10 protein-coding genes are annotated in these 25,004 nt (G+C 64.5%); 6 read left to right on the top strand and 4 right to left on the bottom strand.

The features are described 5' to 3' along the window. The 4 genes from FJ430_RS15380 to FJ430_RS15395 form a co-directional block, all read right to left on the bottom strand. Positions 1-1,029, bottom strand: a complete 1,029-nt coding sequence (locus tag FJ430_RS15380; RefSeq protein ID WP_140706475.1) for a sulfate ABC transporter substrate-binding protein — start codon at positions 1,027-1,029, stop codon at positions 1-3. Positions 1,030-1,332: 303 nt separating this feature from the next. Then, positions 1,333-2,046, bottom strand: a complete 714-nt coding sequence (locus FJ430_RS15385) for a M15 family metallopeptidase (RefSeq protein ID WP_226892204.1) — start codon at positions 2,044-2,046, stop codon at positions 1,333-1,335. Between the two features lie 226 nt (positions 2,047-2,272). After that, on the bottom strand, positions 2,273-4,378 hold the full coding sequence (pbpC, locus tag FJ430_RS15390) for a penicillin-binding protein 1C (RefSeq protein WP_181175452.1): 2,106 nt from the start codon (positions 4,376-4,378) through the stop codon (positions 2,273-2,275). A 109-nt stretch (positions 4,379-4,487) separates the two neighbouring features. Next, positions 4,488-9,968 carry an alpha-2-macroglobulin family protein gene (locus tag FJ430_RS15395; protein WP_140706471.1) on the bottom strand — a complete coding sequence of 1,827 codons (5,481 nt, stop codon included), beginning with the start codon at positions 9,966-9,968 and terminating at the stop codon, positions 4,488-4,490. Positions 9,969-10,245: 277 nt separating this feature from the next. Here FJ430_RS15395 and FJ430_RS15400 point away from each other — a divergent pair, with 277 nt between their 5' ends. The 6 genes from FJ430_RS15400 to FJ430_RS15425 all read left to right on the top strand — a co-directional run bounded on the left by FJ430_RS15400 (position 10,246) and on the right by FJ430_RS15425 (position 24,903). Beyond that, positions 10,246-12,174 (top strand): autotransporter assembly complex protein TamA, encoded by a 1,929-nt coding sequence (locus FJ430_RS15400; RefSeq protein ID WP_140706469.1) that lies wholly within the window; start codon positions 10,246-10,248, stop codon positions 12,172-12,174. 2 nt (positions 12,175-12,176) lie between these two features. Next, the gene (locus tag FJ430_RS15405) at positions 12,177-18,230 is read left to right on the top strand and encodes a translocation/assembly module TamB domain-containing protein (RefSeq protein WP_140706467.1); all 6,054 of its coding nucleotides are present in this window, start codon (positions 12,177-12,179) and stop codon (positions 18,228-18,230) included. Positions 18,231-18,507: 277 nt separating this feature from the next. Further along, positions 18,508-20,166 carry an ABC transporter substrate-binding protein gene (locus FJ430_RS15410; protein ID WP_140659815.1) on the top strand — a complete coding sequence of 553 codons (1,659 nt, stop codon included), beginning with the start codon at positions 18,508-18,510 and terminating at the stop codon, positions 20,164-20,166. 149 nt (positions 20,167-20,315) lie between these two features. Further along, complete coding sequence (locus tag FJ430_RS15415) at positions 20,316-21,350, top strand: ABC transporter permease (protein WP_140646109.1); 1,035 nt, start codon at positions 20,316-20,318, stop codon at positions 21,348-21,350. Between the two features lie 11 nt (positions 21,351-21,361). After that, positions 21,362-22,519, top strand: a complete 1,158-nt coding sequence (locus tag FJ430_RS15420; protein ID WP_140646108.1) for an ABC transporter permease — start codon at positions 21,362-21,364, stop codon at positions 22,517-22,519. Positions 22,520-22,569: 50 nt separating this feature from the next. Continuing rightward, a complete protein-coding gene (locus FJ430_RS15425) occupies positions 22,570-24,903 on the top strand; it encodes an ABC transporter ATP-binding protein (RefSeq protein ID WP_140706465.1) in 2,334 nt (777 codons plus the stop codon). Positions 24,904-25,004 lie beyond the last annotated feature (101 nt).

Below are 25,004 nucleotides of genomic sequence, written 5' to 3' on the forward strand. Positions count from 1 at the left end.
TCACTGCGCCGGCTTGTAGATCTGGTCGAATATACCACCGTCGCCGAAATGGTAAGGTTGCGCTTTCTTCCAGCCGCCGAATTGCGGGTCGTCGATGGTGACCAGCTTGACTGCCGGCAGCTTGGCAAGGTCCTCGGCCGGCACCAGGTCGGGCTTGGCCGGGCGATAGTGGTTCTTGGCGATGATGGTCTGGGCTTCCTTGGAATAGAGCCAGCTCAGATAGGCTTCCGCGACCTTGCGCGTGCCCTTGGCATCGACATTGGCGTCGACGACGGCGACCGGCGGTTCGGCCAGGATCGAGGTCGGCGGATAGACGATATCGAAATTGTCGGCGCCGAATTCGTCGAGCGCGAGATAGGCTTCATTCTCCCAGGCGATCAGCACGTCGCCCAGGCCCTTCTGCGCGAAGGTCACCGTCGAGCCACGCGCGCCGGTATCGAGGACCGGGACGTTCGCATAAAGCTTGGCGACGAACTCCTTGGTCTTGGCTTCGTCGCTGCCGTCACTGGCGTTCGCATAGGCCCAGGCGGCAAGATAGTTCCAGCGCGCGCCTCCGGAGGTCTTCGGGTTCGGGGTGATCACCTGGACGCCGTCCTTGACCAGGTCGTTCCAGTCGTGGATGCCCTTGGGATTGCCCTTGCGCACCAGGAAGATGATGGTCGAGGTGTAAGGCGCCGAGTTGTTCTCGAACTTCGTGCGCCAGTCCGGGTTGATCTTCTTCGTCTTCGAGACGATGGCGTTGATGTCGCCTTCGAGCGCCAGCGTCACCACGTCGGCGTCGAGGCCGTCGATCACTGCCCTGGCCTGGGCGCCCGATCCACCGTGCGACTGCTGGATGGTGACGGTTTCGCCGGTCTCCGCCTTCCAGTGCGCGGCAAACGCCTCGTCATAGGCTTTGTAAAGTTCACGCGTCGGGTCGTAGGACACATTCAGAATGGTCGTATCCGCAAACGCGAAACCGAGCGTGCCGAACTGGGCAGATGTGGCGACCAGCGCGCCGAGCAGTTTCCTGAAATGAGGTTTGGTCATTCCCGCCTCCGTTGAACTGCACAAACTCTACCGAGTTTATAGAATTTAGATGCATTGAATGTTGCCTTTTTCGCCTCCTCGAAGCAATTTTTCGCCGAACCGCCGGCAATCGGGAAAATATCGTCCTCAATTTCGGACAGCGTCCATTTCCTCGCCGGTCGGGGCTAACTAGGCGCAGCCGGCTGCCGGGCAAGGCCGGCGCTAGATCGTGATGGCGTTTCGTTGAATCGCCGTCACGATCTAACCCTTTGTTGGAGCATGATCTTTCTCCGAAAACCGGTTCCCACTTTTCGGGATCATGCTCTAGTTCGCGGTCACCGGAAAATCGAAACGCTGTTTTGGGAACGGCTCTTTGGCCAGCGTGAAGTGCCACCATTCGCGCGCATAGTTGCGAAAGCCGGCGGCGCGCATGGCGGTCAGCAGGGTTTTGCGGTTTGCGGTGGCTTCGGCGCCGATCAAGGCGCTGGCGGTCTCGCTCTTTGGGTCAAAGCAGTCGAAACCGGTGCCGAAATCGAGCGTGCCGCCGTCCGGCGCACCGCAGGCCGGATGAACTTCGCTTTTATTGACGGCCTCGGCGATAGCAAGGTCCACCGTCGAGCCTCGAGAATGGCTGGAGAATTCGCCGATATAGCCTTTGGCGATGAGATCGCCGCGCTCGACTGTCGGATACCATTGCGGATCGGGCTGGCCACCCTCTCTTGTCCATCTACCCATGTCGGCGACGGCGCGCGCGGGGCGGTAGCAGTCGAAGACGACCAGCGTCAGGCCTTTGGCGGCTATTGCTTTCTGGACGGTCGACAACGCCTTGGCCGCTTGTGCGGTCAGGACGCAGACCGGCGCGTCATAGCCGTCGGCCTTGCGGTGCAGGAAGTTTTCAAGGCCGGCGTAGCGGACATCCTGGCGGATGGTCGGGTCGATATCGGCGAGCCTGACGAAGCCGGCGGGCAGGGGGTCGGCGTAAGCCGAGGGAGGGCTCGCGATCGCCAGCGCAAGCGCTGCGAAGAATGCTCCCGACAAAGGTCGGCGCGAGGCCCCCCTCTCTGCCCTGCAGGGCATCTCCCCCGCGAGGGGGGAGATTGGCAGTTTCGGCGCCGCGCCTCTCCTGCCATCGTCAAAGATTGGCGAAGGCCGCGAAGCGAATAATCTCCCCCCTTGCGGGGGAGATGGCCGGCAGGCCAGAGGGGGGTGCCTCGCGCCGAATATCAGGCGGAGAAACTCAATCCCCTGAATCGCTTGCCGCATCTTATTCGACGAACACCTTCACGCTCGCCGCGCGTCCGGCCGCGTCGATCACGGTCAGCGTCGAATAGCCGGTGCCGTCCGGTAGCCAGGTCGCGGTGCGGCGGCGGTCGATGCCGGCGAGCGGCTTGCCGTTGGCGAGCCAGCGGAACGGCGCGCGGCCGCCTTGCAGTTTCAGCACCAGCGGCGTGGCATCGGCGGAATTCGTGCCGAGGTCGACGCGCGCGCCATTGGGCGGGAAGATGATGGTCGGCGCCGGTTCCGTGGCGGTGGCCTGCACCAGCCCATCCGATCCGGGGCCGAAACGGGCGAGCGTCACCGGCAGTTCCTCGCGCTTGGGGTTGAAGACGCCCGGCGGTCGGCTTGGCAGCGGCACGCTGGCAAGGCCGGAACGGACGAAGCCTTCGAATAGGATCGGAGCTGCCGAGACATAGCCCGACAGGCCGGGGATGGGGCTGGCATCGGCGCGGCCAACCCACACACCCAGCACGTAGCGGCCGTCGAAGCCGACGGACCAGGCGTCGCGATAGCCGTAGGAGGTGCCGGTCTTGTAGGCGATGCCGCGCTGCATGGCGCCTTCCGGCGGCTTCACGCCGGACAGGATGTCGTTGATCTGCCAGGCGGCCTGGTCGTCGAGGATCGTTGCGGTGGTGCGCTCCGCATCGGCCGGCTCGGTGCCGTCATGCAGCGTATGCATCTTGCCGCCATTGGCGAGGCCGGTATAGAGCTGCACCAGGTCGCGCAAGGTCACGCCGACGCCGCCAAGCCCGATCGCCAGGCCCGGCGCCTCGTCGACCGGCAGGATCGGGTTGACGCCGGCCTGGCGGAAGCGCGCCGTGAGCCGTGCCGGACCGACGGCGTCGAGCACGCGGATCGCCGGCACGTTGAGCGACAATTGCAGTGCCTGGCGGATCGAGACATCGCCCTGGTAGCCCATGTCGAAATTCTTCGGACGGTAGCCGCCAAAATCGGCCGGGCTGTCCTCTATGATGGTTTCCTGCGCAACCAGCCCCTGCTCGAAGGCCAGGCCGTATATGAAGGGCTTCAGCGTCGAACCAGGGGAGCGCACCACCTTGGTCATGTCGATCCAGCCGGAACGGCTGGCATCGAAGAAATTCGCGGAGCCGACCTCGCCGAGAATGTCGCCAGTGCGCGCATCGGCCATGACCATGGCGACCGACAGTTTCGGGCCGAGCTTCCTGGCGGCATCCCTTGCCACCTGTTCCAGCCCTTGCTGCACGCTTTTGCGGATTGTGAGCTGCAGCGGCTTGCCGGGCACGGCCTTGGGCAGCATGGCATAGGAGGCATGCGCGGCCAGCGCCGGTAGCTTGCGGCGCAGGCCGGAAACATCGTCCAGCGCGGCGCGCGCGGCTTCGCGTTCGCCGAGCGCGCCGGCCGAGACCATGCGGGTGAGCACGCGGTCGCGCGCGGCGTGGGCAATGTCGAGATTGCGATCGGGCCGGCGCCTTTCCGGCAATTGCGGCAGCGCCACGAGAAGGGCAGCCTCCGACACGGTGAGCCGCTTCGGCTCCTTGCCGAAATAGGCGAGCGAAGCGGCGCGCACGCCCTCGAGGTTGCCGCCATAGGGCGCCAGCGTCAGGTAGCGTTCGAGGATCTCCCGCTTGGACAGCCGCCGCTCGATCTGGATGGCGCGCAGCATCTGCTTGAGCTTCGAACCGAGGCTGCGGCTGTCGCGGGGCTCGATCAGGCGGGCAAGCTGCATCGACAAGGTCGAGCCGCCGGAGACGATGTGGCCGCTGGTGACGAGTTGGCCGGCTGCGCGGCAGAGCGCCAGCAGATCGACGCCGCGGTGATTCCAGAAGCGCTTGTCTTCGTAGGTAACCAGCATGTCGACGAACTGCCGGTCGACCTGGTCGAGGCGGGTTTCAAGCCGCCAGTAGCCGTCCGGCGTGGCGAAGGCGCGCAACAACTGGCCGTCGCGATCCTGGACCTCCGTCGAGACCGTCAGCTTCGCCGGCAGTGGCGGCGGAAAGGCGCGGTCGAGTTCCCAGAGCGCGGCGATCGAAAGCGCCGCGAATCCGGCGAGGCAAAGGCCTGCGATTGCGGTTCGTTTGAGGATTTTTCTGGAGAGCACGGCGCCGCCCCTCATCTGCCCGCCCGTCCTTCGCGGCAGCGACGCTGCAGCTTCGGAGGGTGAACCGGCACCTTCACCCCGTCCCGAGACGGGGTGAAGGGAGATATCGGTGACCTTTTCATCGTTACTCGGCCTTGACCTCCATCACGCCGGTGGCGGTGCGGGCCGAATATTGCGGCCGGTACATGTCCTCCACCGTCGCAGCCGGATGGGCGTAGGTGCCCGGCGTCACGGCGCGCACGACATAGGCCAGCGTGATGTTGCGGTCGCCGTCGCCTTCGTTCGGGTTGAAGGCGGCGACGAAGCGGTCGTCGCGGAACTCCAGATGCGCGGCGTCGGTCTGCGCCAGCCAGGAGAAGTTCGACAATTGCGCGCTGGAAACCAGGCTCGGATTGTCGATCTCGAAGCCGGCCGGCAACAGGTCTGTGATCAAGAGCCGCGACGGCCACTTGTTCTGCTCGTAGACCTTGAGCACGACCACATAGCGCTCGTTCTGCCTGGCCTCGGTGACATTGGCCTCGGTGCCGTCGAGCCTGTAGTAGGTGCGATCGATGGTGAAGCCGTCGCCGCCGGCCGGCAGCGGCTCGACCGGCGCGGCGACCGCGGTGACCACCGCCTGCAGCGGCGTCGCGCCGGTGTTGGCGATGGTGAGCGGGCTGTCGGCCAGCTCGCTGCCGGCGACCTGGTCTGAATAACCGCCCGAATGCGGCGCGCCGTTGACGGAAAGCATGATGGAATCATTGCCTTCCTTCAGCGCTCGCGCGGCGAGCAGCATCCACGATTCGTCCTGCGTGCTCGTCCAGCGGGCATCGGCGCGCGCCACGCCCACCAGCTTGATCAACTGCGGCATGATGCTCGGCACCGGCTTCGACTCCGCCGCCAGCGCCAGCATCGCCGCGCCGTCGCGCAGCCGCGAGCCGTAGTCCGAGCGATAGTAGTCGTAGTCGGTTTCCGATTGCGCCAGCCGCAGCGCCGTCTGGAAGGTGGCTTCCGAACGCTGCGTGTCGCCGTAGAGCGCCAGGCTCGCCGCCAACTGAGCGACCGCCATCGGGCTGGAGAAGGCTTCGAGCTGCGTGTCGGCGTAGTAGCGCAGGTCGCCGATCGAGGCCTTCTTGTTGCGGGCGAGCACGTAGAGCGCATAGGCGATCTCGCTGCCCTTGTCCTGGACGTCCTGGTCGTAGCCCAGCGAGTTCTGCAGGTTGTTCAGCGCCTGGTTCATCGCCAGCGCGGGCACATCGTATTTCTCCTCGCGCGCCCGGGTCAGGAACCCGGTGACATAGGCGTCGAGCCACAGGTCGCCGGAGCCCGGCCCCCAGAGGCCGAAGCTGCCGCTTGCCGCCTGATAGGACAGCACCTTGTAGATCGCGTCCTGGATGCGGCCGTGCAGGTCCGGATCGCTCTCCATGCCGATGCTCTTGGCCATGTCGTTGACATAGAGCAGCGGCATCGCGCGGCTGGTGGTCTGCTCGGCGCAGCCATAGGGGTAGCGGTCGAGGCTCATCAGAAGCGACGGCACGTCGAGCGCGGACGACTGCGAAACGCCGACGCTGACCGAAGCGCCGTCGAGCACGCTTGCGGCAAGCAGTTCCTTGTCGACCCGCAGCGAGCCGCCATGCGGCTTCAGGTCGACAACCATGCGGTTGGTGACCGGAAGCTGCGCCGGCCGCACCGGCAGATAGAGCGTCTGCTCGACCTGAGTGCCGCCGGCATGCGCGAGCTTGACGGTGACGGAAGCGTCGCCCGCGGTCTTGGCGACCAGCGGGAAAGTGAGCGACTGACGCTTGCCCTGGGCGAGCGTCAGCTTCTCGAGCAGCGGCTTGTCGCCGGTCGAAAGGTCGCCGGTCGTGGTGACCGACAGCGCATAGTCGCCGGCCGGACCATCGGTGTCGGCAATGTCGAGGCGCATGGTCGCCGCATCGCCCGGCGCCAGGAAGCGCGGCAGGCCGGCGGTGATCACCACCGGATCGCGCACGATGACGTCGGCCTGGGCATGGCCGACCGCATCCTTCGTCCAGGCGACGGCCATGACGCGCACGGTGCCGTTAAACTGCGGGATGTCGAAGTCGATGCGCGCCTTGCCGTTGGCATCGAGCTCGACCGGGCCGGAGAAGAAGGCGACCAGCTTTTCGGTCGGCGGGCTGCCTTGCGCCTGCATGTTCGCTCCGTCGCCGCCGGTGCGTATCTTGCCCATGGTGCCGAGCGAGCCGTCGATCAGGCGTCCGTAAAGGTCGCGAATCTCCAGCCCCAGCATGCGCTGGCCGAAGAACCAGTCCTCAGGGTCGGGCGCCTTGTAATTGGTGAGGTTGAGGATGCCGACATCGACGGCAGCCACCATCACATAGGCATTGCTGCCGGCCTGGGTGCCGTTGACGGCGACCGGGATCGACAGCTGCTGGCGCGGCAAGGTCTTTTCCGGCGGCGTCAAGCTGACCGCCAGCTTCTTCGAGCCCGGATCGACCGACAGCCATTGGATGCCGATGGCGCGGGCCGGCATGCGCGATTCCTGCGCGTCGCCGGGCCGGAACAAGGTCGCCGTGACATAGGCGCCGGCACCCCAGTCGTCGCCGACGGGGATGTCGACCGTGCTGCCGCCGGCCGGCACCGAAGCGGTGACCGTCTTCAAAAGCTTCTCGGCGCCGATGGTGACCAGAAGTTCGCCGGCAAAATGCGGCGAGACCTTCAGCTTGGCGACTTCGCCGGCGGCGTAAGCATCCTCGTCGAGGGCGATCTCCAGGCCGTCTGGCGTCTCGGTGGTGGTCGAGGCGACGTACCAGCCGGCGTCGAACTCATAGCTGGTCGCCGGACCGTCGGGATCGGCGGTCTCGACCTCGAGCCGGTAACGGCCCCAGTCGACGGGCAGCGATACCGTCGCCTCGCCATCGGCCTTCAGGTCGACCGCGCCGTTGGCTACGGCCTTGGTGAGGTTCACCGCCTCGTAGTTCCAGGAATTGTTGGAACGGTACCATTGATAGTTCCGCTCGACCTTGACAAGCGACCACTGCGCGCCCTTCAGGTCCTCGCGCTTGCCGTTCGGGTCGACGGCGATGATGCTGAACTTCGCCGTGCCGCTTTGCGGCACCTCATCATCCGCGAAATCCGGGCGAATGCCGATGACGTCGCGCTGTGGGCGAACGCCGATGTCGAGCGAGCGCTCGACGGCGCGGCCGCCGGCCTCGCGCATGCGCACGGTGACCTTGGCGCTGACCAGCTTGGTGGTCGACGGCAACTGGTCGATAGTGACCGGGAAGGTCGCCTTGCCGTCGTCGCCGACGACGGGAAGATTGGCGAGAGGCGTCACGGTCGGCTCGCTCGACTGCTCGTCGGCCAGGCCGAAGGTGAAGTCCTTGAAGCTGTCCCAGCTGCTCGTAGTCGACAAAGTCATCTCGCCTTCGAGCGCCAGGCCCGCGGCCGGCGCGCCGTAAAGGAAGCGGCCGTCGACGGTGGCGTTGGCGGTCTCGCCCTGGGCGATCTCCTTCTTGTCGGCGGTCAGGTCGAATTCGATGCGATCCGGCACGAAATCCTCGACCAGGAACATCTGGCTGGCGACCGGCGCCTGCTTGGGATCGGTGTAGATCGACACCGTCCAGGTGCCGCGCATGGCGTTGGCCTCGAGCGGCAGGTCGACAGCGTGGCCGCCGGCGGACTCGCCATTGCTGATGACACGGCGGCTCTCGACGCCGTCGGGACGCGTGAAGATGAAGGTCAGCGGCAGGTTCTCGACCGCCTTGGCGGCGCCGTCGCGGGCAAGGGCGGCGACGTGAACGTCCTCGCCGGCGCGGTAGATGCCGCGCTCCGTCCAGGCATAGACGTCGAGCGCGCCTGGCGAGGCACGCCCCTCGACGCCGCGATCCGAAAGATCGAAGCCGGCCTTGCCCATGTCGAGGAAAACGAAGTCGTTGTCGCCCTGCTTGGCCATCAGCACGGCCGGCACCATGCCGTTTTCGCCGCGGGTGAGGCCAGGATTGAAAACGGCGTGGCCCTCGGCATCGGTGGTCGCCGTGCCGAGTATCTCGTTGTTCTTGGCAAGCAACGTCAGTTCGGCGCCGGAAATCGGCTTGGCCGAGCCCAGCGAACGGGCAAAGACGTTGAGGCCGTCCTGGCCGGTATAGGTGGAAAGGCCGATGTCGGAGACCACGAACCACTGCGTGGCGCGTGAATTGTAATCGTCGCTCTTGTCGTCAGCCGGCTGCGCGGTCAGCACATAGACGCCGGGCTTGCGCTGCGGGATCGCCTCGTCCACCGGAAACGAAGTGGTAACCTCCTTGTTGAGATCATTGGCGATATCGAGCGTGCCCGACCAGACGGGCGCGCCCATCTGGTCGGAAATGGTGGAGATATCATAGCCGTCGAGCTGATGCAGGAACTGATAACCGGACAGAAGCTGCGCCAGCGAACGATCGCCGATGCGGTAGAGCGTCATCTTGGCGGCGTTCATGTTGACGGTGACGACCGGAACGCCGCGGCGCGCGCCGGCCGGCAACACGAAGCTGTCGCCGGTGAAGCGGGCGGAGGGAGCGCGGTCCTGGACGTAGATCGACAGCACGACGGGCGCAGCGATCGTCTCGCCGATCGCTGCCGGCAGGCCGGCGCGGAAGGTTACGTCATAATGCTGGCCGTGCTCCAAGCCTTCGACGCAGATCTGCTTGTCCTTGGCCTCGACGGCCTTGGGCGCGGCGTTGTCGACGGTCACGAACTGCGCATAGTCGACGCCGGTCTTGACCAGTTCCTCGGAAAACTGGGCGCAGATGCGCGGCGAGGAGGAATCGGCATCGACGGTGTGCTCGATGACGCGAAAACCCTTGCGCGCCTTGAGGTCGGCATAGTCGGCCTGGACGGCGGGCGAACTCACCAGCGCAAGGCTCGCCTCATAGGCCTGCAGCGACGGCCGGTACAGATCGCGCTTGTCGAGGCCGGCGCCGAGCAGGGCCAGCGCCTCGGCGCGGGTCTTTGCGGTGCGCACCAGCTTGTAGGCGTTGAAGGCCGCCGAGGTGGCGTTCATCGGGAACGTCGAGGGTTCGGTGGTGTTCGAGGCCGGCTCCACGGCGAGTATCTCGCGCGCCAGCGCCCGCCACAGCGCGCCGTCATCGGGCAGGACGGAGACGGCCGCCTGGTATTTCTGCATGGCAAGGCGATGGTCGCCGATAAGTGCTGCCTGCTCGGCGGCCGCCTGCAGGGCAGCAAGCCCTTCGGTCGGCTTGTCATAGGCCGGATCGGTCAGGTGGTTGCGGAACTGCTGGGCCTGGTCGGCCATCCAGTTCGGGAAGAAGGCCAAGGCCGGCGGGGCGCCGATATCCGGGTCGCCATCGACATTCGCGACCTTGCCAGCGACGGCGCCGGTGAAGGATTTCAACTGGTTATAGTCGGATTTGAGAAAACACCATTTGGCCTTGGTGTTGTAGGTGAAGGCACGGCAGGCCGGGTCGCCGAGGCACGTGGTCTTGCACTGGTCAAGGCTGACATTCTGCTCCGACCTCAGGTCGAAGCCAAAATAGTCGGAATTGTCGGTCGTCACGATTCGCCGGGCTTCGGCCGCAAGCGCCGTGCCGCTGAAGGCGAAAAAGACAAGGAGAAGGAAAGAGAGACCACGAGCCGCGCGCATTGCCATACCACCCTCCAGACATCGCCAGCGTCCGGGCATGATCAAGCTTCGTGCAGGCTTGTCAACGCCGGAACGCCGCAGGTTTATCACCCGCGAACGGTTTCCATGCCGGCCAAAGGCCGGTATTTCGACAGAACCTCTGTGAGACGGATCACACTTTCTTGCGGAATCGCAAAAGGTGTGAATTCCAAGCCCAGTCTATTTCAGACAATTGGATTGTGGCCCCTTTACGAACGTTGCGGAACTTCATTCCAATTTTAGTTTTGTCGACTAGGTTGTCTTAATGCCGGCGCATGAAACGCAGATGTCAGGAGGGTACGCGCCAGGGCGCGGGCTTCCGCGCGCCCTGCTTTTCGCGCTCATCTGCTCGACCATGCTGGCCGCGGAGGTACGGCAGGTGGCGGCTTTCGAGATTTTCGGCATCAAGCTTTGGGGTTCGTCCAAGGACGAGGATGCCGATGTCGTCGATCCGCTGCGCTACTCGGTGACGATCAATGCGCCTGACGCCGACAAGGATCTGGTCAAGAAGCTCGAAAATGCCTCGGCGCTGAAAAACGACGAGGACCATCCGGTGTCGGGATCGCTCGGCCTGATGGCCAAGGCGCGCGGCGACCGCGAACAACTGGTCGCCGCCCTATACGCCGATGCCCGCTACGAGGGCGTGGTCACCATCACGATCGACGGCAAGTCGATCGACGAGTTGCCGCCGGATGCGGAGTTCAAGGGGCCGCAGCCCATTCCGGTGGTGGTCACGGTTTCCCCTGGAGCGAAATTCACGTTGGGCAACATCCGGCTGAAGGGTGATGCGGCGGGATTGGCGGCAGCCGATTTCGGCCTGATTGCCGGCGGCGATGCCGGCTCCGGCGCGGTGCTCAAGGCCGAAGCGCTGATCGTGCGGGCGCTGAAGGAAGAGGGCAGGCCGCTTGCCAACGTGACGGACCGCGAGATCGTCGCCGAGCACGCCACCTCGACGCTGGACGTGACGCTGACGGTGGCGGCCGGTCCGGTCGCCGGCTATGGCGATACGACGGTCGAGGGCACGGAAAAGGTCGATCGCGACTTCACCGAATACATGACCGGGTTGAAGCGAGGCCAGCAATATTCGCCGCAGGAGATCGACGATGCCCGCGACCGGCTGCTCGGGCTCGAAGTCTTCAACAGCGTGACCATCAAGGAAGGCGACAACCTCGACGCCAACGGCAACATCCCGATCGATGTCCAGGTGAGCGAGCGCAAGCCACGCTATTTCGGCCTCGGCGGCACGTTCTCGAATACGGAAGGCCTCGGGCTCGAAGGCTATTGGGGACACCGCAACCTGTTCGGACAGGCGGAGAAGCTGCGTATCGACGGCTCGATCAGCGGCATCGGCAGCAACAGCATTTCCGCGCTCAACTACAATGCCGGCGTCATGTTCGAGAAGCCCGGCGTGCTCGGGCCGACGTCGAAATTCTTCACCGGCATCAAGACGGTGTTCGAGCACCCCGATGCCTATGATCATTTCTCGGTCAAGGGCGACGTCGGCGTTTCCTACGACCTCGACAAGAAGCAGCGGGTCTCGGCCGAATTCGACCTCGATTATTCGAAGATCACCGACGCCTTCGGCAAGCATACCTATCTGATCGCCAGCGTGCCGCTGCAATATGTCTATGACAGCCGCGACAACAAGCTCAACCCGACCAGGGGGTTCCGCTTCCTCGCCTATGCCGAGCCGAGCTACGACATATTGAACGGCGCGACCTTCCTCAAGCTGAAGGGCGAGGGCTACACCTACCAGTCGCTCGACACGGCAAGCCGCTTCGTGCTCGCCGAACGCGCGACGCTCGGCTCGATCGTCGGCACCGGGCTGCAGAACGTGCCCGCCGACCGGCGGTTCTATTCCGGCGGCGGCGGCTCGGTGCGCGGCTATTCCTACCAGGGCATCGGCCCGAAGGATATCGACGGCCAGCCGATCGGCGGTCTCTCCTTCTTCGAAACCTCGGTCGAGATGCGCATCGGCGTCACCGACACGATCGGCATTGTCCCGTTCGTCGATGCCGGCACGGTCTCGACCAAATCCTTCCCCGATTTCTCGAATGTGAAGGTCGGCGCCGGCGTCGGCCTGCGCTATATTACTCCCTTCGGGCCGTTGCGCATCGACGCTGCCGTGCCGCTCAACCGCGATCCGGGCGATCCGCATTTCGGCATCTATGCCGGCATCGGCCAGGCGTTCTGACGATGAAGATGGTCTGGCGCATCCTCCGCATCTGCCTCTACGCGCTGCTTGTGCTGCTCGTGGTGGCGATCGGCGCGCTTGTCGTTCTGACCGGCACCGAAGGAGGCCGGCAGAATCTCGCCGGCTTGGTATCGAAGATGGCTTCGAATGAGGACCGCAAGGTGACGGTCAGCGGCATCGAAGGCATCTGGTCGGGCGCGCTCAGGGTGGACCACGTCGTGTTGGAAGACCGCGCCGGCCCCTGGATGGTGGCGCGCAAAGTGGCGCTCGACTGGTCGCCGACGGCGCTGCTCTCCTGGAATTTCGATGCCGACCGCTTTGCCGCCGGGCGCATCGAACTGGCGCGGCTGCCGCAGCCGAGCCAGCAGCCGTCGCAAGGCGGCTCGTCCAGCCTGCCGGTGTCGATCGATGTGAAGCAGATCGACCTGCCGGAGATCGCGCTTGGCCAGGAGCTTGCCGGCAGCGGCATCGCCGAACTGGCCGCCAAGGGTTCGCTCAAGGCCGATCCGTCGCCGCTGGCGATCGAAAGCGTGCTCAACGTCAGCCGCCATGACGGCAGGCAAGGCAATGTCGACGCCAAGATCCACTTTGCGCCGGCCGACAACAAGCTCGACCTCGATCTCAAGGCGTCGGAGCCGGCCGGCGGCATCATCGCCAATTTGCTCAAGCTGCCGGATGCGCCGCCCATCAACATCGTGGTTTCCGGCAGCGGACCTTTAGCCAACTGGAGCGGCGTCGGCACCTTCATGGTCGACGGACGGATCGTCAGCCAGTTGACCGGCCGGCACCAACTCACCGACAAGGGCCACCGCATCGAGGCCAAGGGCGACGGCCAGTTCGAAGGCTTCCTGCCGGAGAAGATAAAGGCGCTTTTTGCCGGCAAGACGAACTTCGACCTAGCCGGAACAGCGACCATGTCGGGCGGGGTCGAAATCGAGCGCGCGACCATAGAGAGCGATGCGGTGCACGGCACCGCGACCGGCAATCTCGATCCGAAGGGCGCCAGCGACCTCGCCGTCGAGCTCTCCGCCAAGGACAAGCCGGTCACTGTCGATGTCGGCAACAGCGCTGCACCGATCCTGGTCGCCGTCGAAAAGGTAACGGTGCGCGCCTTTGGCGACGGCAAGGCGCCGATGGTCGATATCGGCACGTCGCTTACCTCGGTGGCCGTCGGCGGGACCCAGCTCAACAATATTACGGGCGAGATCCATTCCGACGGCTTCGATATCGGGAACCGTAGCGGTCCGGTCAGCATCAAGCTCGCGGCCGCCGGCCTGAAGACGGATGTGGCGACGCTGGCGCCGCTGGTGACCGGCAAGCTCGCCGCGGATCTTTCCGGCACGATCAGCCGCGAGACCGTGACCATCGACAAGGGCACCTTGCGTAGCGATGCGCTCAATGCGGCGCTGACGGCAAATGTGGCGCTGGCCGATCTGTCGATGACGCTGAAGATGAATGCCGACGCCGTCTCGAAGGCATTGCCGCCGCAGATCAGCTCGCTGCTCGGCGAGCGGGTGAAGTTTTCCGCGACCGCGACCCGCGACCCGCAGGGCGCGTTCGCCGCCAACTCGCTGGAGATCAGCTCCGGCTCGCTCAGCGCCAGCGGCACCGGCAGCATGCAGGGCTCGGACATCCAGGCCAGCATCAAGGGCACGTTGGGCGACGTCTCGCCGCTGTCGTCGCTCGCTGGCACCCCGCTCGCAGGCGGGGTCAATTTCGCGCTGACCACGAGCGGTCCGCGCTGGGCGCCGGATTTCTCCGTTTCAGCAGACAGCGCCAGCCTGACGGCCGCCGGCCGCACGGTGAAGGACATCAAGCTCTCGGCCAAGGGCAAGGCCGACATCGCCAACCCGTCCGCCGAAATCTTGCTGACCGGCAGCGCCGAGGGCCAGGCGCTAGACATCGCAGCCTCGCTGGTGACGGCCGACGGCAAGCGCTCGATCAGGGGTCTCAGCCTGGCGCTCGGCGACAACAAGGTCTCGGGCGATCTCGCGCTCGACGACAAGTTCCTGCCGCTCGGCACGCTGACGCTTGCCGTGCCCGACATCGGACCACTTGCGGCACTCGCAAATCAGAGCGCCACCGGCGACATCAACGGCACCGTCGCCTTTGCCAAGGAGGGCGAGGCCCCGACCGTCACCATCAATGCGGCCAGCACGTCGATCGCGCGCGGCGAGCTGGCGGCAAAGACGATCACCGTCAACGCGCTGATCGCCAACTACCTCAAGGGGCCGGCGATCTCGGGCACCATCAAGGCCGACAGCGTCAGTTCCGGCAGCACGGTCATCAGCGGCATCGGCATCGATTTGAAGCGCGACAGCGACTGGACGAACTTTACCGGAGGCGCGACGGCGTCCGGCATTCCGGCCACCGCCACCGGGCGTGTGAAGATCGCCAACGGCACGACAAGCGTGGAAATCGCCTCCGGCGAGGCGACGGTGCGCGGCATCAAGGCGGCCATCGCCGAACCTTCCAGCCTGTCCATCGCCAACGGCGTGACCTCTATCGAGAAGCTCGCGCTCAATCTCGGCGGCGGTTCGGCGACCGTTTCCGGCAGCGCCGGCCAGACCCTCGACCTGACGGCAAGCCTCGCCGACCTGCCGGTGGCGCTCGCCAATGATTTCGTGCCCGGCCTCGACGGGGCGGGAACGGTGGAGGGCACGGCGCACGTCACGGGTCCGTCGTCCAGCCCCGACGTTCAGTTCAACGCGAAGGTGGCGGGCGCCGAAACCAGCCAGACCCGACAGGCGGGGCTCGGGCCGTTGGATCTGGATGCCGCCGGCAGCTACACGCTGGCGGGCGGCGTGGCCCTCGACCACGCCACCCTTTCGGGCCAAGGGATTTCGGGCAAGGCCGCCGGCACCCTCAACCCCAACGGCGCCAGCGATTTCTCCCTCGACCTTACCTCATCCGGACCCAGCTTGCCGTTGACGGTCGGCAGCGCCCAAAGCCCGATCAAGATCGCGGTCCAGTCCTTGTCGGCGAGGATGGCGGGCGAGAGCACGCAAGCACGGCTCGATGTGTCCGCGATCCTGCCTTCCATTGCCGCCAGCCAGGCGACGGTCGACGGCCTCATCCTGGCGCTGCATTCGGATGCCTTCGACCTCAAGGGGCGGGCAGGTCAGGTTTCCGGCACGGTGTCGGTGGACAGGATTGGCCTCGACAATCCGACGATCGCGCCGCTGATCGCCGGCAAGGTCACGGCCAAGGTCAATGGCCGCCTGACGACCGATGCCGTTGCCGTCGACAGCGGCTCCTTGAGAAGCGATGCGCTCAACAGCCAGGTCGCCGGCCGGATATCGCTGGGCGACGGTTCGGTCTACCTCAATATGAACGCCAATGTCGCCTCTTCAGCCTTGCCGGCGGCGGTACGCGGCATGCTTGGCGAGAGCGCTGCGTTGAGCGCCTCGCTGAAGCGCGATGCCAATGGCAATGTCAATGTCGACGGGCTGAAGCTGAATTCGGGCGCGCTCACCGCCGATGGCCAGGCGAGCCTTGCCGACAGCAAGCTGGCCGCCGGGATCAGAGGCGCGTTGAACGACGTTTCAGGGCTCTCGAAAGACGCCAAGGGCGCCATTGCCTTTGCCCTGAATGCGCAAGGCCTGGTTACCGCGCCCGACCTGTCGATGACGGTGAGCAGCGACCGGCTTTCGGTGGCGGCGCGCGAGATCACCGGATTGAAGCTGACGGCCACCGGCAAGGCCGACGCCGCCAATCCGGCGGCCAATGTACAGCTCACCGGCAACGTCGCCGGACAAAACCTCGAGGGCAGCGCGGTGCTCGCCACGACCAATGGCAGCCGCGCGATCAACGGGCTTCTGCTGTCGCTCGGTCCGAACAAGATCTCCGGCGACCTCATCCTCGACGATGCCTTCGTGCCGGTCGGCACCGTTTCGCTCGACCTGCCCGATATCGGGCCGCTCGCCGCGCTGGCCCTGGAAAAGGCCGAGGGCAATGTGCGTGGCACGATCGCTTTCACCAAGGCGGCCAACGGACCCAACGTCGCGGTCAAGGCGAACACCTCGGAGATCAAGCGCGGCGATCTCTCGGCCAGGAATGTCGCCATCGACGCGCAGATCGCGAACTATATGGCAGCACCCGTCATTGCCGGCACGGTGCGCGCCGAGAGCGTGACGTCCGGCGGCACCGCCATCACCGGCATCGATGTCGATCTCAAGCGCGACGGCGACTGGACCGGTTTTTCCGGCGGCGCCACCGTCAAGAACATCCCGGCCAAAGCCGCCGGCCGCGTGAAGGTCGCCAACGGCACGACGACCGTCGAGCTCGCCTCTGGCCAGGCGACCGTGCAGGGCATCAAGGCCGCGATCGCGCAGGCCTCGACGATCACTATCGCCAACGGCGTGACGACGCTCGACCGGCTGGTGCTCAATCTCGGCGGCGGCACGGCGACGGTGACGGGCAAGGTCGCGCAGGCACTCGACATCAACGCCAACCTGGCGAGGGTGCCGATCTCGCTCGCCAACAGCTTTTCGCCGGGTCTCGACGCGGCCGGCTCGATCTCGGGCACGGTCAAGGTCACCGGCCAGCCTTCGACCCCCTCGGTCGCCTTCAAGATCGATGCCGCCGGCGTGCAGACCCTGCAGACACGCAGCGCAGGCCTCGGCGGCATGAATGTGTCGTCGTCGGGAACTTTCGCCGGCAACAAGCTCGCCTTCGACGCCAACATCAGCGACGGCGCCGGCCTCGGCCTTAAGGGTGGCGGCACGGTTGCGACGGCAGGCACGCCCACCTTGGCGCTCGACTTCAACGGCAAGGTGCCTTTTTCCTTCCTTGCCGCCAAGCTCGCCGCTCAAGGTCTGGCGCTCAACGGCACCGCCAATGTCGATGTGCAGGTGCGTGGCCCTGCATCCGCGCCGGTGATCAGCGGCAAAGTCACGACATCCGGCTCGCGCCTTATCGATGCCCGCTCCGGCCTGGCGGTCAACGATATCGCTGCCGACGTCGCGATTGGCGGCGGCGTCGCCAAGATCAACCGCTTGACCGGAAAGCTGTCGACGCGCGGCAACCTGTCGGCGAGCGGCACGGTGGGCATCACGCCGGCGCAAGGTTTTCCGGCCGATCTGTCGGTCAAGCTCACCGACGGCCGCTACACCGACGGCCGGGTGGTGACCGCCAATCTCGGCGGCGACCTGACCGTCAAGGGCCCGCTCGTCTCGGCGCCGGTGATCGCCGGCACGATCAACCTGGCAAGGACGGTCATCACCGTCCCGGAAAAGCTGCCGGGCTCGCTTTCGGCGCTGGATGTCAAGCACAAGAACGCGCCGGCTTCGGTGCGGGCACAGGACAAGGCGCTGCGTCCGGCGACGTCCAGCGGCAGCAGCAACGGCGGCAGCGGCCTGACGCTCGACGTGACGGTCAACGCGCCGAACCAGATCTTCATCCAGGGCAGGGGCGTCGATGCCGAACTCGGCGGCTCGCTGAAGTTGACGGGCCCTGCCTCGGCGCCGCAGGCGGTCGGCACTTTCACCCTGCAGCGCGGACGGCTGATCATCCTCTCCAAGCGGCTGACCTTCACCGAGGGCACGATCGGGTTCCAGGGTTCGCTGGTGCCCTATCTCAACATGACGGCGACCACGACGACGAGCAGCGCCACGGTCACGATCCTCGTGTCGGGCGAGGCGACCAATCCGAAGTTCACCTTCTCCTCCGTGCCGGCGCTGCCCCAGGACGAGGTGATGGCGCAGCTCATCTTTGGCCAATCCATGTCCAAACTGTCGCCGCTGCAGATCGCGCAGCTTGCGAGCGCCGCCGCGCAGCTGGCTGGCGTCGGCGGATCGACGTCGCTGCTCGAGAACCTGCAGAGCGCCATCGGTGTCGACGATCTCGACGTGACGACGGACGAGAAGGGCGGCACCGCGGTTTCGGCCGGCAAGTACCTCAACGACCGCACCTATGTGACCATACAGAAGGGCGACAAACCTGGCTCCGGCAAGGCCACGATCGACCTCAATGTCGGCCGCGGCGTGAAGCTGCGCGGCGAGGCCAATGACGCCGGCGAAGCAAAGGGCGGCGTCTTCTACGAACGCGAATATTGAGGCTGCGCGGCCCTTCCAAGGCCAGTCGAAGCGGCCGCTCGCCACGGCCACAGAGCCCCTAATCCTCATAAAATGTATTGATTTAATCGCCCGCGACGAATTTTGGGAAAATCCGCCTCACGCTAACAAATTTGCGTCAAGACTGTCGCTATCGCGCGAACCGTATTGCAACCAAAGATGCACATTCCCTAACATGTTCCCACTTCACACCGTGTTTTGACATCACGGCTTGGATGCGGAATGTTACAAGGCGGAAAGCCAACAATGGGAGTAAGTCATGGCAATCTACAAGAGCAATGGTGACCGTGTTCCGGATCACATCCTGAAAATGGCCGAAGACGCCAAATCGGGCGGCGTGGACCGCCGCGAGTTTCTGGCTTTGGCAAGCGTCTTCGGCGCATCGACGGCAATGGCCTATGGCATGCTCGGCCTCGCCGCGCCTACCCCGGCCCGGGCCGAGGACGTGCAGGGCAAGAAGGGCGGCGTGATCAAGGTCGCGATGTCGATCAAGGATCCGAAGGATCCGCGCACCGCCGACTGGTCCGAAATCTCCAATGCCGAGCGCCAAGCGCTCGAGCCGCTGGTGAAATACACCAAGGAATACACCTTCGCGCCGTACCTGCTGGCGAGCTGGGACATCAATGACGACGCCACAGAATATACGCTGCATGTGCGGCCGGGCGTCGAGTGGAACAATGGCGACAAGTTCACCGCCGACGACGTGATCTACAATTTCACCCGCTGGGCCGATAAGGGCGCGGAAGGCAATTCGATGCCTGGCCGCCTCGGCAGCCTCGTCGACGACACGACCAAGAAGCTGCGCGACGGCTCCGTCGTCAAGGTCGACGACATGACGGTCAAGCTCAAGCTGTCCAAGCCCGACATCGCCATCATCCCGAATCTGTGCGACTACCCGGCGCTGGTCGTGCACAAGACCTTCGACGAGAAGGGTGCCAACTTCAAGAACTGCCCGATCGGCACCGGTCCGTTCGAGCTGGTCTCCTACGACGTCGGCCAGAAGGTGGTCTACAAGCGTCGCGAGACCGGCAAGTGGTGGCAGGGCGAGGCCTTCCTCGACGGCGTCGAATTCATCGATTACGGCACCGATCCGGCGGCGACCGTCTCGGCTTTCGAGTCGGGTGAAGTCCAGACCAACCACGAAACCACCGCCGACTACATCAAGATCATCGCGGATGTCGGCGCGCCGGTTTCGGAAGTCGTGACGGCAGCCACGGTTGTGTCTCGCTTCAACGTCACCAAGAAGCCCTATGACGACCAGAAGGTTCGTCAGGCGATGTTGCTTGCCGTAGACAACGCCACCGTGCTGCAGCTCGGCTATGGCAATGCCGGCACGCCGGCCGAAAACCACCATGTCGCGCCGATCCATCCGGAGTATGTCAAGCTGCCGGAGGTCAAGCGCGACATCGCCAAGGCCAAGCAGATGCTGACGGAAGCCGGCGCGATCGATTTCGAGCACGAGCTGATCAGCAACGACGAGGACTACCACAAGAACACCACGGACGCGATCGCGGCCCAACTGCGCGAGGCCGGCATCAAGGTGAAGCGCACCGTGCTGCCGAGCTCGACCTTCTGGAACGACTGGACGAAGTATCCGTTCTCGGAAACCAACTGGAACATGCGTCCGCTGGGCATCCAGGTCATCGCCATCGCCTACCGCTCCGGCGAAGCCTGGAACGAGACCGCTTACGCCAACCCGGACTTCGACAAGAAGGTGAACGAGGCGCTCGGCATCGCCGATGCGGAGAAGCGCAAGGTTGTGATGAAGGACATCGAGCAGACGCTGCAGGATTCCGGCATCATCATCCAGCCTTACTGGCGCAAGCTCTACATCAACATAAAGCCCGAGGTGAAGAACCACTCGATGCACCCCACCTACGAGCACGACTTCGGCAAGGTCTGGCTCGACCAGGCGTGATCCATGGCGCGATGAATACGAGGGGCCGCGGCCCCTCGTATCTCAAGCTTCGTCGCCGCTGCATATCCTGCGGCGGTGGCGGGGCCTCATCCGCTTTTCGAAACAGGGTTGAGCCTATCTGACCCCAACCCGGCCGGCAGGGGGCGCGCATGTTCTCATTCATCGCCAGACGCATCGGCACCATACTGCTCACGATGCTGTGCCTGACGCTGGTCGTGTTCTTTCTCGTCAATCTCGAGCCCAATCTCAAGAAACTGGCGATCAGCCAGACCGAGATGCACACGCCCGCCGACCAGCTTGAAAGCTGGCTGGTCAACCATGGCTACCGGCAGAATTTCTTCGTGCGCTACGGCCAGTGGCTGGGCGTCCTGCCGAAGCATCCGATCACCGATCCGGCGACCGGCAAGACGACGCAACGCTTCTCCTTCTGCAACGACCCGATCGAACCGACATTCTCCGGCGTTCTGCAGGGCGATTTCGGTTGCTCGACCAAGTTCAAGACGACGGTCGGGGCCAAGCTTTTCCCGGCCCTCGGCGCCACCGGATTGCTGATGTTCTGGGTGCTGGCGGTGATGGTGCCGATCTCGCTGCTGATCGGCATTCTCGCCGGCATGCGCGAAGGCTCGCGCACCGACCGTGTGCTGTCCGTGGCCTCGATCGCCTCGACGGCGACGCCCGAATATGTGTCGGGCGTCATCTTCACCGTCATCTTCGCCTCCTGGCTCGGCTGGCTGAACGGTTCGGCTGCATCCGCCAGCCAAGGCATCACCTTCTACAATTTCACGCTGCCGGTGATCACGCTGGCGATCTACGGCATCGGCTATATCGCGCGCATGACACGCGCCTCGATGGTCGAGGTGATGACGCAGCAATATATCCGCACCGCCCGGCTGAAGGGCCTGTCCTTCAGCAGCGTGGTCATCAAGCATGCGTTGCGCAACGCGCTGATCGCACCCTTCACCGTCATCATGCTGCAGTTCCCGTGGCTGCTCACCGGCGTCGTCATCGTCGAGGTGATGTTCCGCTACCAGGGCTTTGGCTACACGCTGGTCGAAGCCGCCGGCAACAACGACATCGATCTGCTGCTCGGCTGCTCGCTGGTCTCGGTGTTCATCGTGCTGATCACGCAGCTCATTTCCGATGTCGGCTACGCGTTTCTCAATCCGCGTATCAGGGTTCAGTAGGGGCAGGGCCGATGCAAACGGAATATATCAGCGCCTTCGACGTGGTTATCGGCGTGCTCTGGCGGTTCTGGCCGGTGTGGGTCGGGCTCATCCTGGTGATGGGCGCCAGCTTTACCTACAAGAAGCGCCTCGGCCTCTACGGCCAGCTTTTCGACAGCGGCGTCGGCATCGCCGGCGTCTTCATCTGCCTGTTCTGGCTGTTTACGGCGATCTTCGCCTCGACCATCTCGCCCTTCGACCCGTTGGCGCAGATCTCGGTGATGAAGGACACGCTGCCCGGCGCGATCGAGCCGGCATCGAAGCTCGTCTATTATTTCGGTGGCGACAAGCTTGCCCGCGACGTGTTCTCGCGCATGGTCTATGGCAGCCAGATCGTGCTGATCATCGCGCCAGCCGCCACCGGCTTCGCGCTGATGGTCGGCATCACGCTCGGCCTGCCGGCCGGCTACTATGGCGGCAAGATCGACACGCTGCTGTCGTTCCTTGCCAATCTGGTGCTGGCCTTCCCGGTCATCCTTCTGTTCTACCTGCTGGTGACGCCGGGCATCATGGACACGCCGATCCCCTATGCGATGGCGGGATTGTTCTTCCTGTTCCCGATCATCTTCTTCAGCGTCCTGTTTTGGACGCGGTTCAAAAACCGGCCGGATCGGCTCTATATACTGCTTGGCATCACGCTGGTGGTCGGCGGCTGGATCTATGCGGGCCTCGTCTTCGACAAGGATCCGTTCCATATCGTCCACATCGATCCGAACCAGCTCAACATCTTCGTGGCGGTGGTGTTCGCTTCCAGCCCCGGCGTGTTCCGCATCGTGCGCGGTCTGACCATGGACATCAAGACGCGCGACTATGTTGCGGCGGCGCAGACGCGCGGTGAATCGCCCTGGTACATCATGCTGTGGGAGATCCTGCCCAATGCGCGCGGTCCGCTGATCGTCGATGCCTGCCTGCGTATCGGCTACACGACGATCCTGCTCGGAACGCTCGGCTATTTCGGCCTGGGCCTGGCGCCGGAGAGCCCCGACTGGGGCACCGCGATCAAGGACGCCAGCCGCCTCTTGCGTTCCTTCATCCACCCGGCGTTGCCGCCGACGATCGCATTGATGTCGTTCGTGCTGGGGCTGAACCTGTTGGCGGATTCGCTGCGTGAACAGTCGATGAAGGATTGATGGCGGGGCTTTCGGCCCCATCTTCCAAGAACCAAGGATTGGAGCGACCCATGAACGAGGCAGTTCGAGATCCAGGCAAGCCGACCAATGGGCCGATCATCGAGATCGAGAACCTCTCGATCTCCTTCTTCACCCGCAAGGGCGAGATCCCGGCCGTGATGGATTTTTCCTGCACGGTCATGCCCGGCGAGGCGATGGGCATCGTCGGCGAATCCGGCTGCGGCAAGTCGACCGTGTCGCTCGGCATCATGCGCGACCTTTCCAACATCGGAAAGATCGTCGGCGGCAAGATCAAGTTCCAGGGCAAGGACATGGGCGAGCTCTCCGAGGAAGAGCTGCGCTCCATCCGCGGCAACAAGATCGCCATGATCTACCAGGAGCCGATGGCGAGCCTCAATCCGGCGATGAAAATCGGCCAGCAACTGATGGAAGTGCCGCTGATCCACGACAAGGTGTCGAAGGAAGAGGCGCATAATCGCGCGCTGGAGATGGTGCGGGCAGTGAGGCTGCCCGATCCCGAGCGCATGATGCGCTCCTATCCGCACCAGCTGTCGGGCGGCCAGCAGCAACGCATCGTCATCGCCATGGCGCTGCTGTCCAAGCCGGCGCTCTTGCTGCTCGACGAGCCGACGACGGCGCTAGACGTCACCGTCGAGGCTGGCATCGTCGAGCTGGTCAAGGGGCTCGGCGAGAAGTTCGGCACCTCGATGATCTTCGTGTCGCACAATCTCGGTCTCATCCTCGAGACCTGCGATAAGATCACGGTGATGTATTCCGGCGAGGCGGTCGAGACCGGCAAGATCGAGGATGTGTTCGACCGGATGCGCCATCCCTATACGCAAGGGTTGTTCCGCTCGATCCCGCTGCCCGGCGCCGACAAGAATTCGCGGCCGCTGATTTCCATCCCCGGCCAATTGCCGCTGCCGCACGAGCGGCCGAAGGGTTGCAATTTCGGGCCGCGCTGCCACCATTTCGTCGAGGGCGTCTGCAACGCCGCGGAAATCCCGATGATCCCGGTCGACGGCCATGAGGGGCATTTCTCGCGTTGCGTGCGGTTCAACGAGATCGACTGGGAGGCGCTGCCGCCCGGCGCCAAGAAGGTCAACGAAAAGGTCGAGCCCGGCGCGCCGGTGCTCAAGATCGACGATCTCAAGAAATACTACAGGGTTGGCGGCAGCGAGGTGTTCGGCTCCAGCGAAGGCCGCGTCGTCAAGGCCAACGAAACGATCTCGTTCACCGCGCGCGAATCCGAGACGGTTGCGATCGTCGGCGAATCCGGCTGCGGCAAGTCGACACTCGCCAAGGTGCTTCTGGGACTGGAGACCGCCAGTTCCGGCACGGTGACGCTGGGCAACAAGGAGATCCAGTCGACCGGCATCGAGAGCCGCAATGTCGAGACCGTGTCTTCGATCCAGATGGTGTTCCAGAACCCGTTCGACACGCTGAACCCCAGCCACAGCGTCGGCTCGCAGATCATCCGCACGCTGGAGAAGTTCAAGGTCGGCAAGAATGTCGCCGAGCGGCGCCAGCGCATGCTGGAGCTGCTCGACCTGGTGAAGCTGCCGCGCGCCTTCGAGACCCGCAAGCCACGCCAGCTGTCGGGCGGCCAGAAGCAGCGCATCGGCGTGGCGCGCGCCTTTGCCGGCGACGCCAAGGTGGTGGTGGCCGACGAGCCAGTCTCGGCGCTCGATGTCTCGGTGCAGGCGGCGGTGACCGAATTGCTGATGGATATCCAGCGCAAGAACAAGACGACGATGCTGTTCATCAGCCACGATCTGTCGGTGGTGCGCTACATCGCCGACCGCGTCGTCGTCATGTATCTCGGCTATATCGTCGAGCAAGGGACGACCGACCAGATCTTCTCGCCGCCTTACCACCCCTATACCGAGGCGCTGCTCTCGGCGATCCCGATCGCCGACACGAGCGTGGTCAAGAAGCACATCGTGCTCGAAGGCGACATCCCGTCGGCGATGAACCCGCCGACCGGCTGCCCGTTCCAGACGCGTTGCGGCTACAAGAAACTGGTGCCGGACAATCTGTGCGAGACCAAGGTGCCGCCGGTGAAGAATCTCGGCGACGGCCATATGAGTCTGTGCTGGCTTGCCGACGACGTGCTGGCGAAGATGGAGCCGGTCATCAAGTTCGACAAGGAGCATGCCGCGCATGAGGGCGTGCCCGAAGATGCGCCGCACGGCGAAGGCCCGGGATTTGCGGCTTCGCCGCCGAAGCGTCCACGGGGCAAGAAGGCCAGTGCCGAAGCCGATGCGACCGGAGAGGCCATCGAGGAGAATGACGCCGTCTTGCGAGCCCGTCGTCACGAAGTCCGCGACGAGACATCGGAAACCGGTGTTTCAAAGCCGAAGGACACGACAAGGCGTCACTAGTCTAATGCATGTCGCGCAAAAGTGTGCAGCGGTTTTGCGATAACGACATGCATGAAAACAAAGCGCTTAAAGCGCGTCGCCTGAATCCGCTTCAGCGCGAC

Source organism: Mesorhizobium sp. B2-8-5 (assembly GCF_006440675.2).
In the GTDB taxonomy this organism is placed as follows: domain Bacteria; phylum Pseudomonadota; class Alphaproteobacteria; order Rhizobiales; family Rhizobiaceae; genus Mesorhizobium.

Coding starts and splice junctions, on each gene's coding strand:
- FJ430_RS15400 (WP_140706469.1), top strand. CDS start 10,246: ATGCCGGCGCATGAAACGCAGATGTCAGGAGGGTACGCGCCAGGGCGC.
- FJ430_RS15410 (WP_140659815.1), top strand. CDS start 18,508: ATGGCAATCTACAAGAGCAATGGTGACCGTGTTCCGGATCACATCCTG.
- pbpC (WP_181175452.1), bottom strand. CDS start 4,378: ATGAGGGGCGGCGCCGTGCTCTCCAGAAAAATCCTCAAACGAACCGCA.
- FJ430_RS15415 (WP_140646109.1), top strand. CDS start 20,316: ATGTTCTCATTCATCGCCAGACGCATCGGCACCATACTGCTCACGATG.
- FJ430_RS15395 (WP_140706471.1), bottom strand. CDS start 9,968: ATGGCAATGCGCGCGGCTCGTGGTCTCTCTTTCCTTCTCCTTGTCTTT.
- FJ430_RS15380 (WP_140706475.1), bottom strand. CDS start 1,029: ATGACCAAACCTCATTTCAGGAAACTGCTCGGCGCGCTGGTCGCCACA.
- FJ430_RS15420 (WP_140646108.1), top strand. CDS start 21,362: ATGCAAACGGAATATATCAGCGCCTTCGACGTGGTTATCGGCGTGCTC.
- FJ430_RS15405 (WP_140706467.1), top strand. CDS start 12,177: ATGAAGATGGTCTGGCGCATCCTCCGCATCTGCCTCTACGCGCTGCTT.
- FJ430_RS15425 (WP_140706465.1), top strand. CDS start 22,570: ATGAACGAGGCAGTTCGAGATCCAGGCAAGCCGACCAATGGGCCGATC.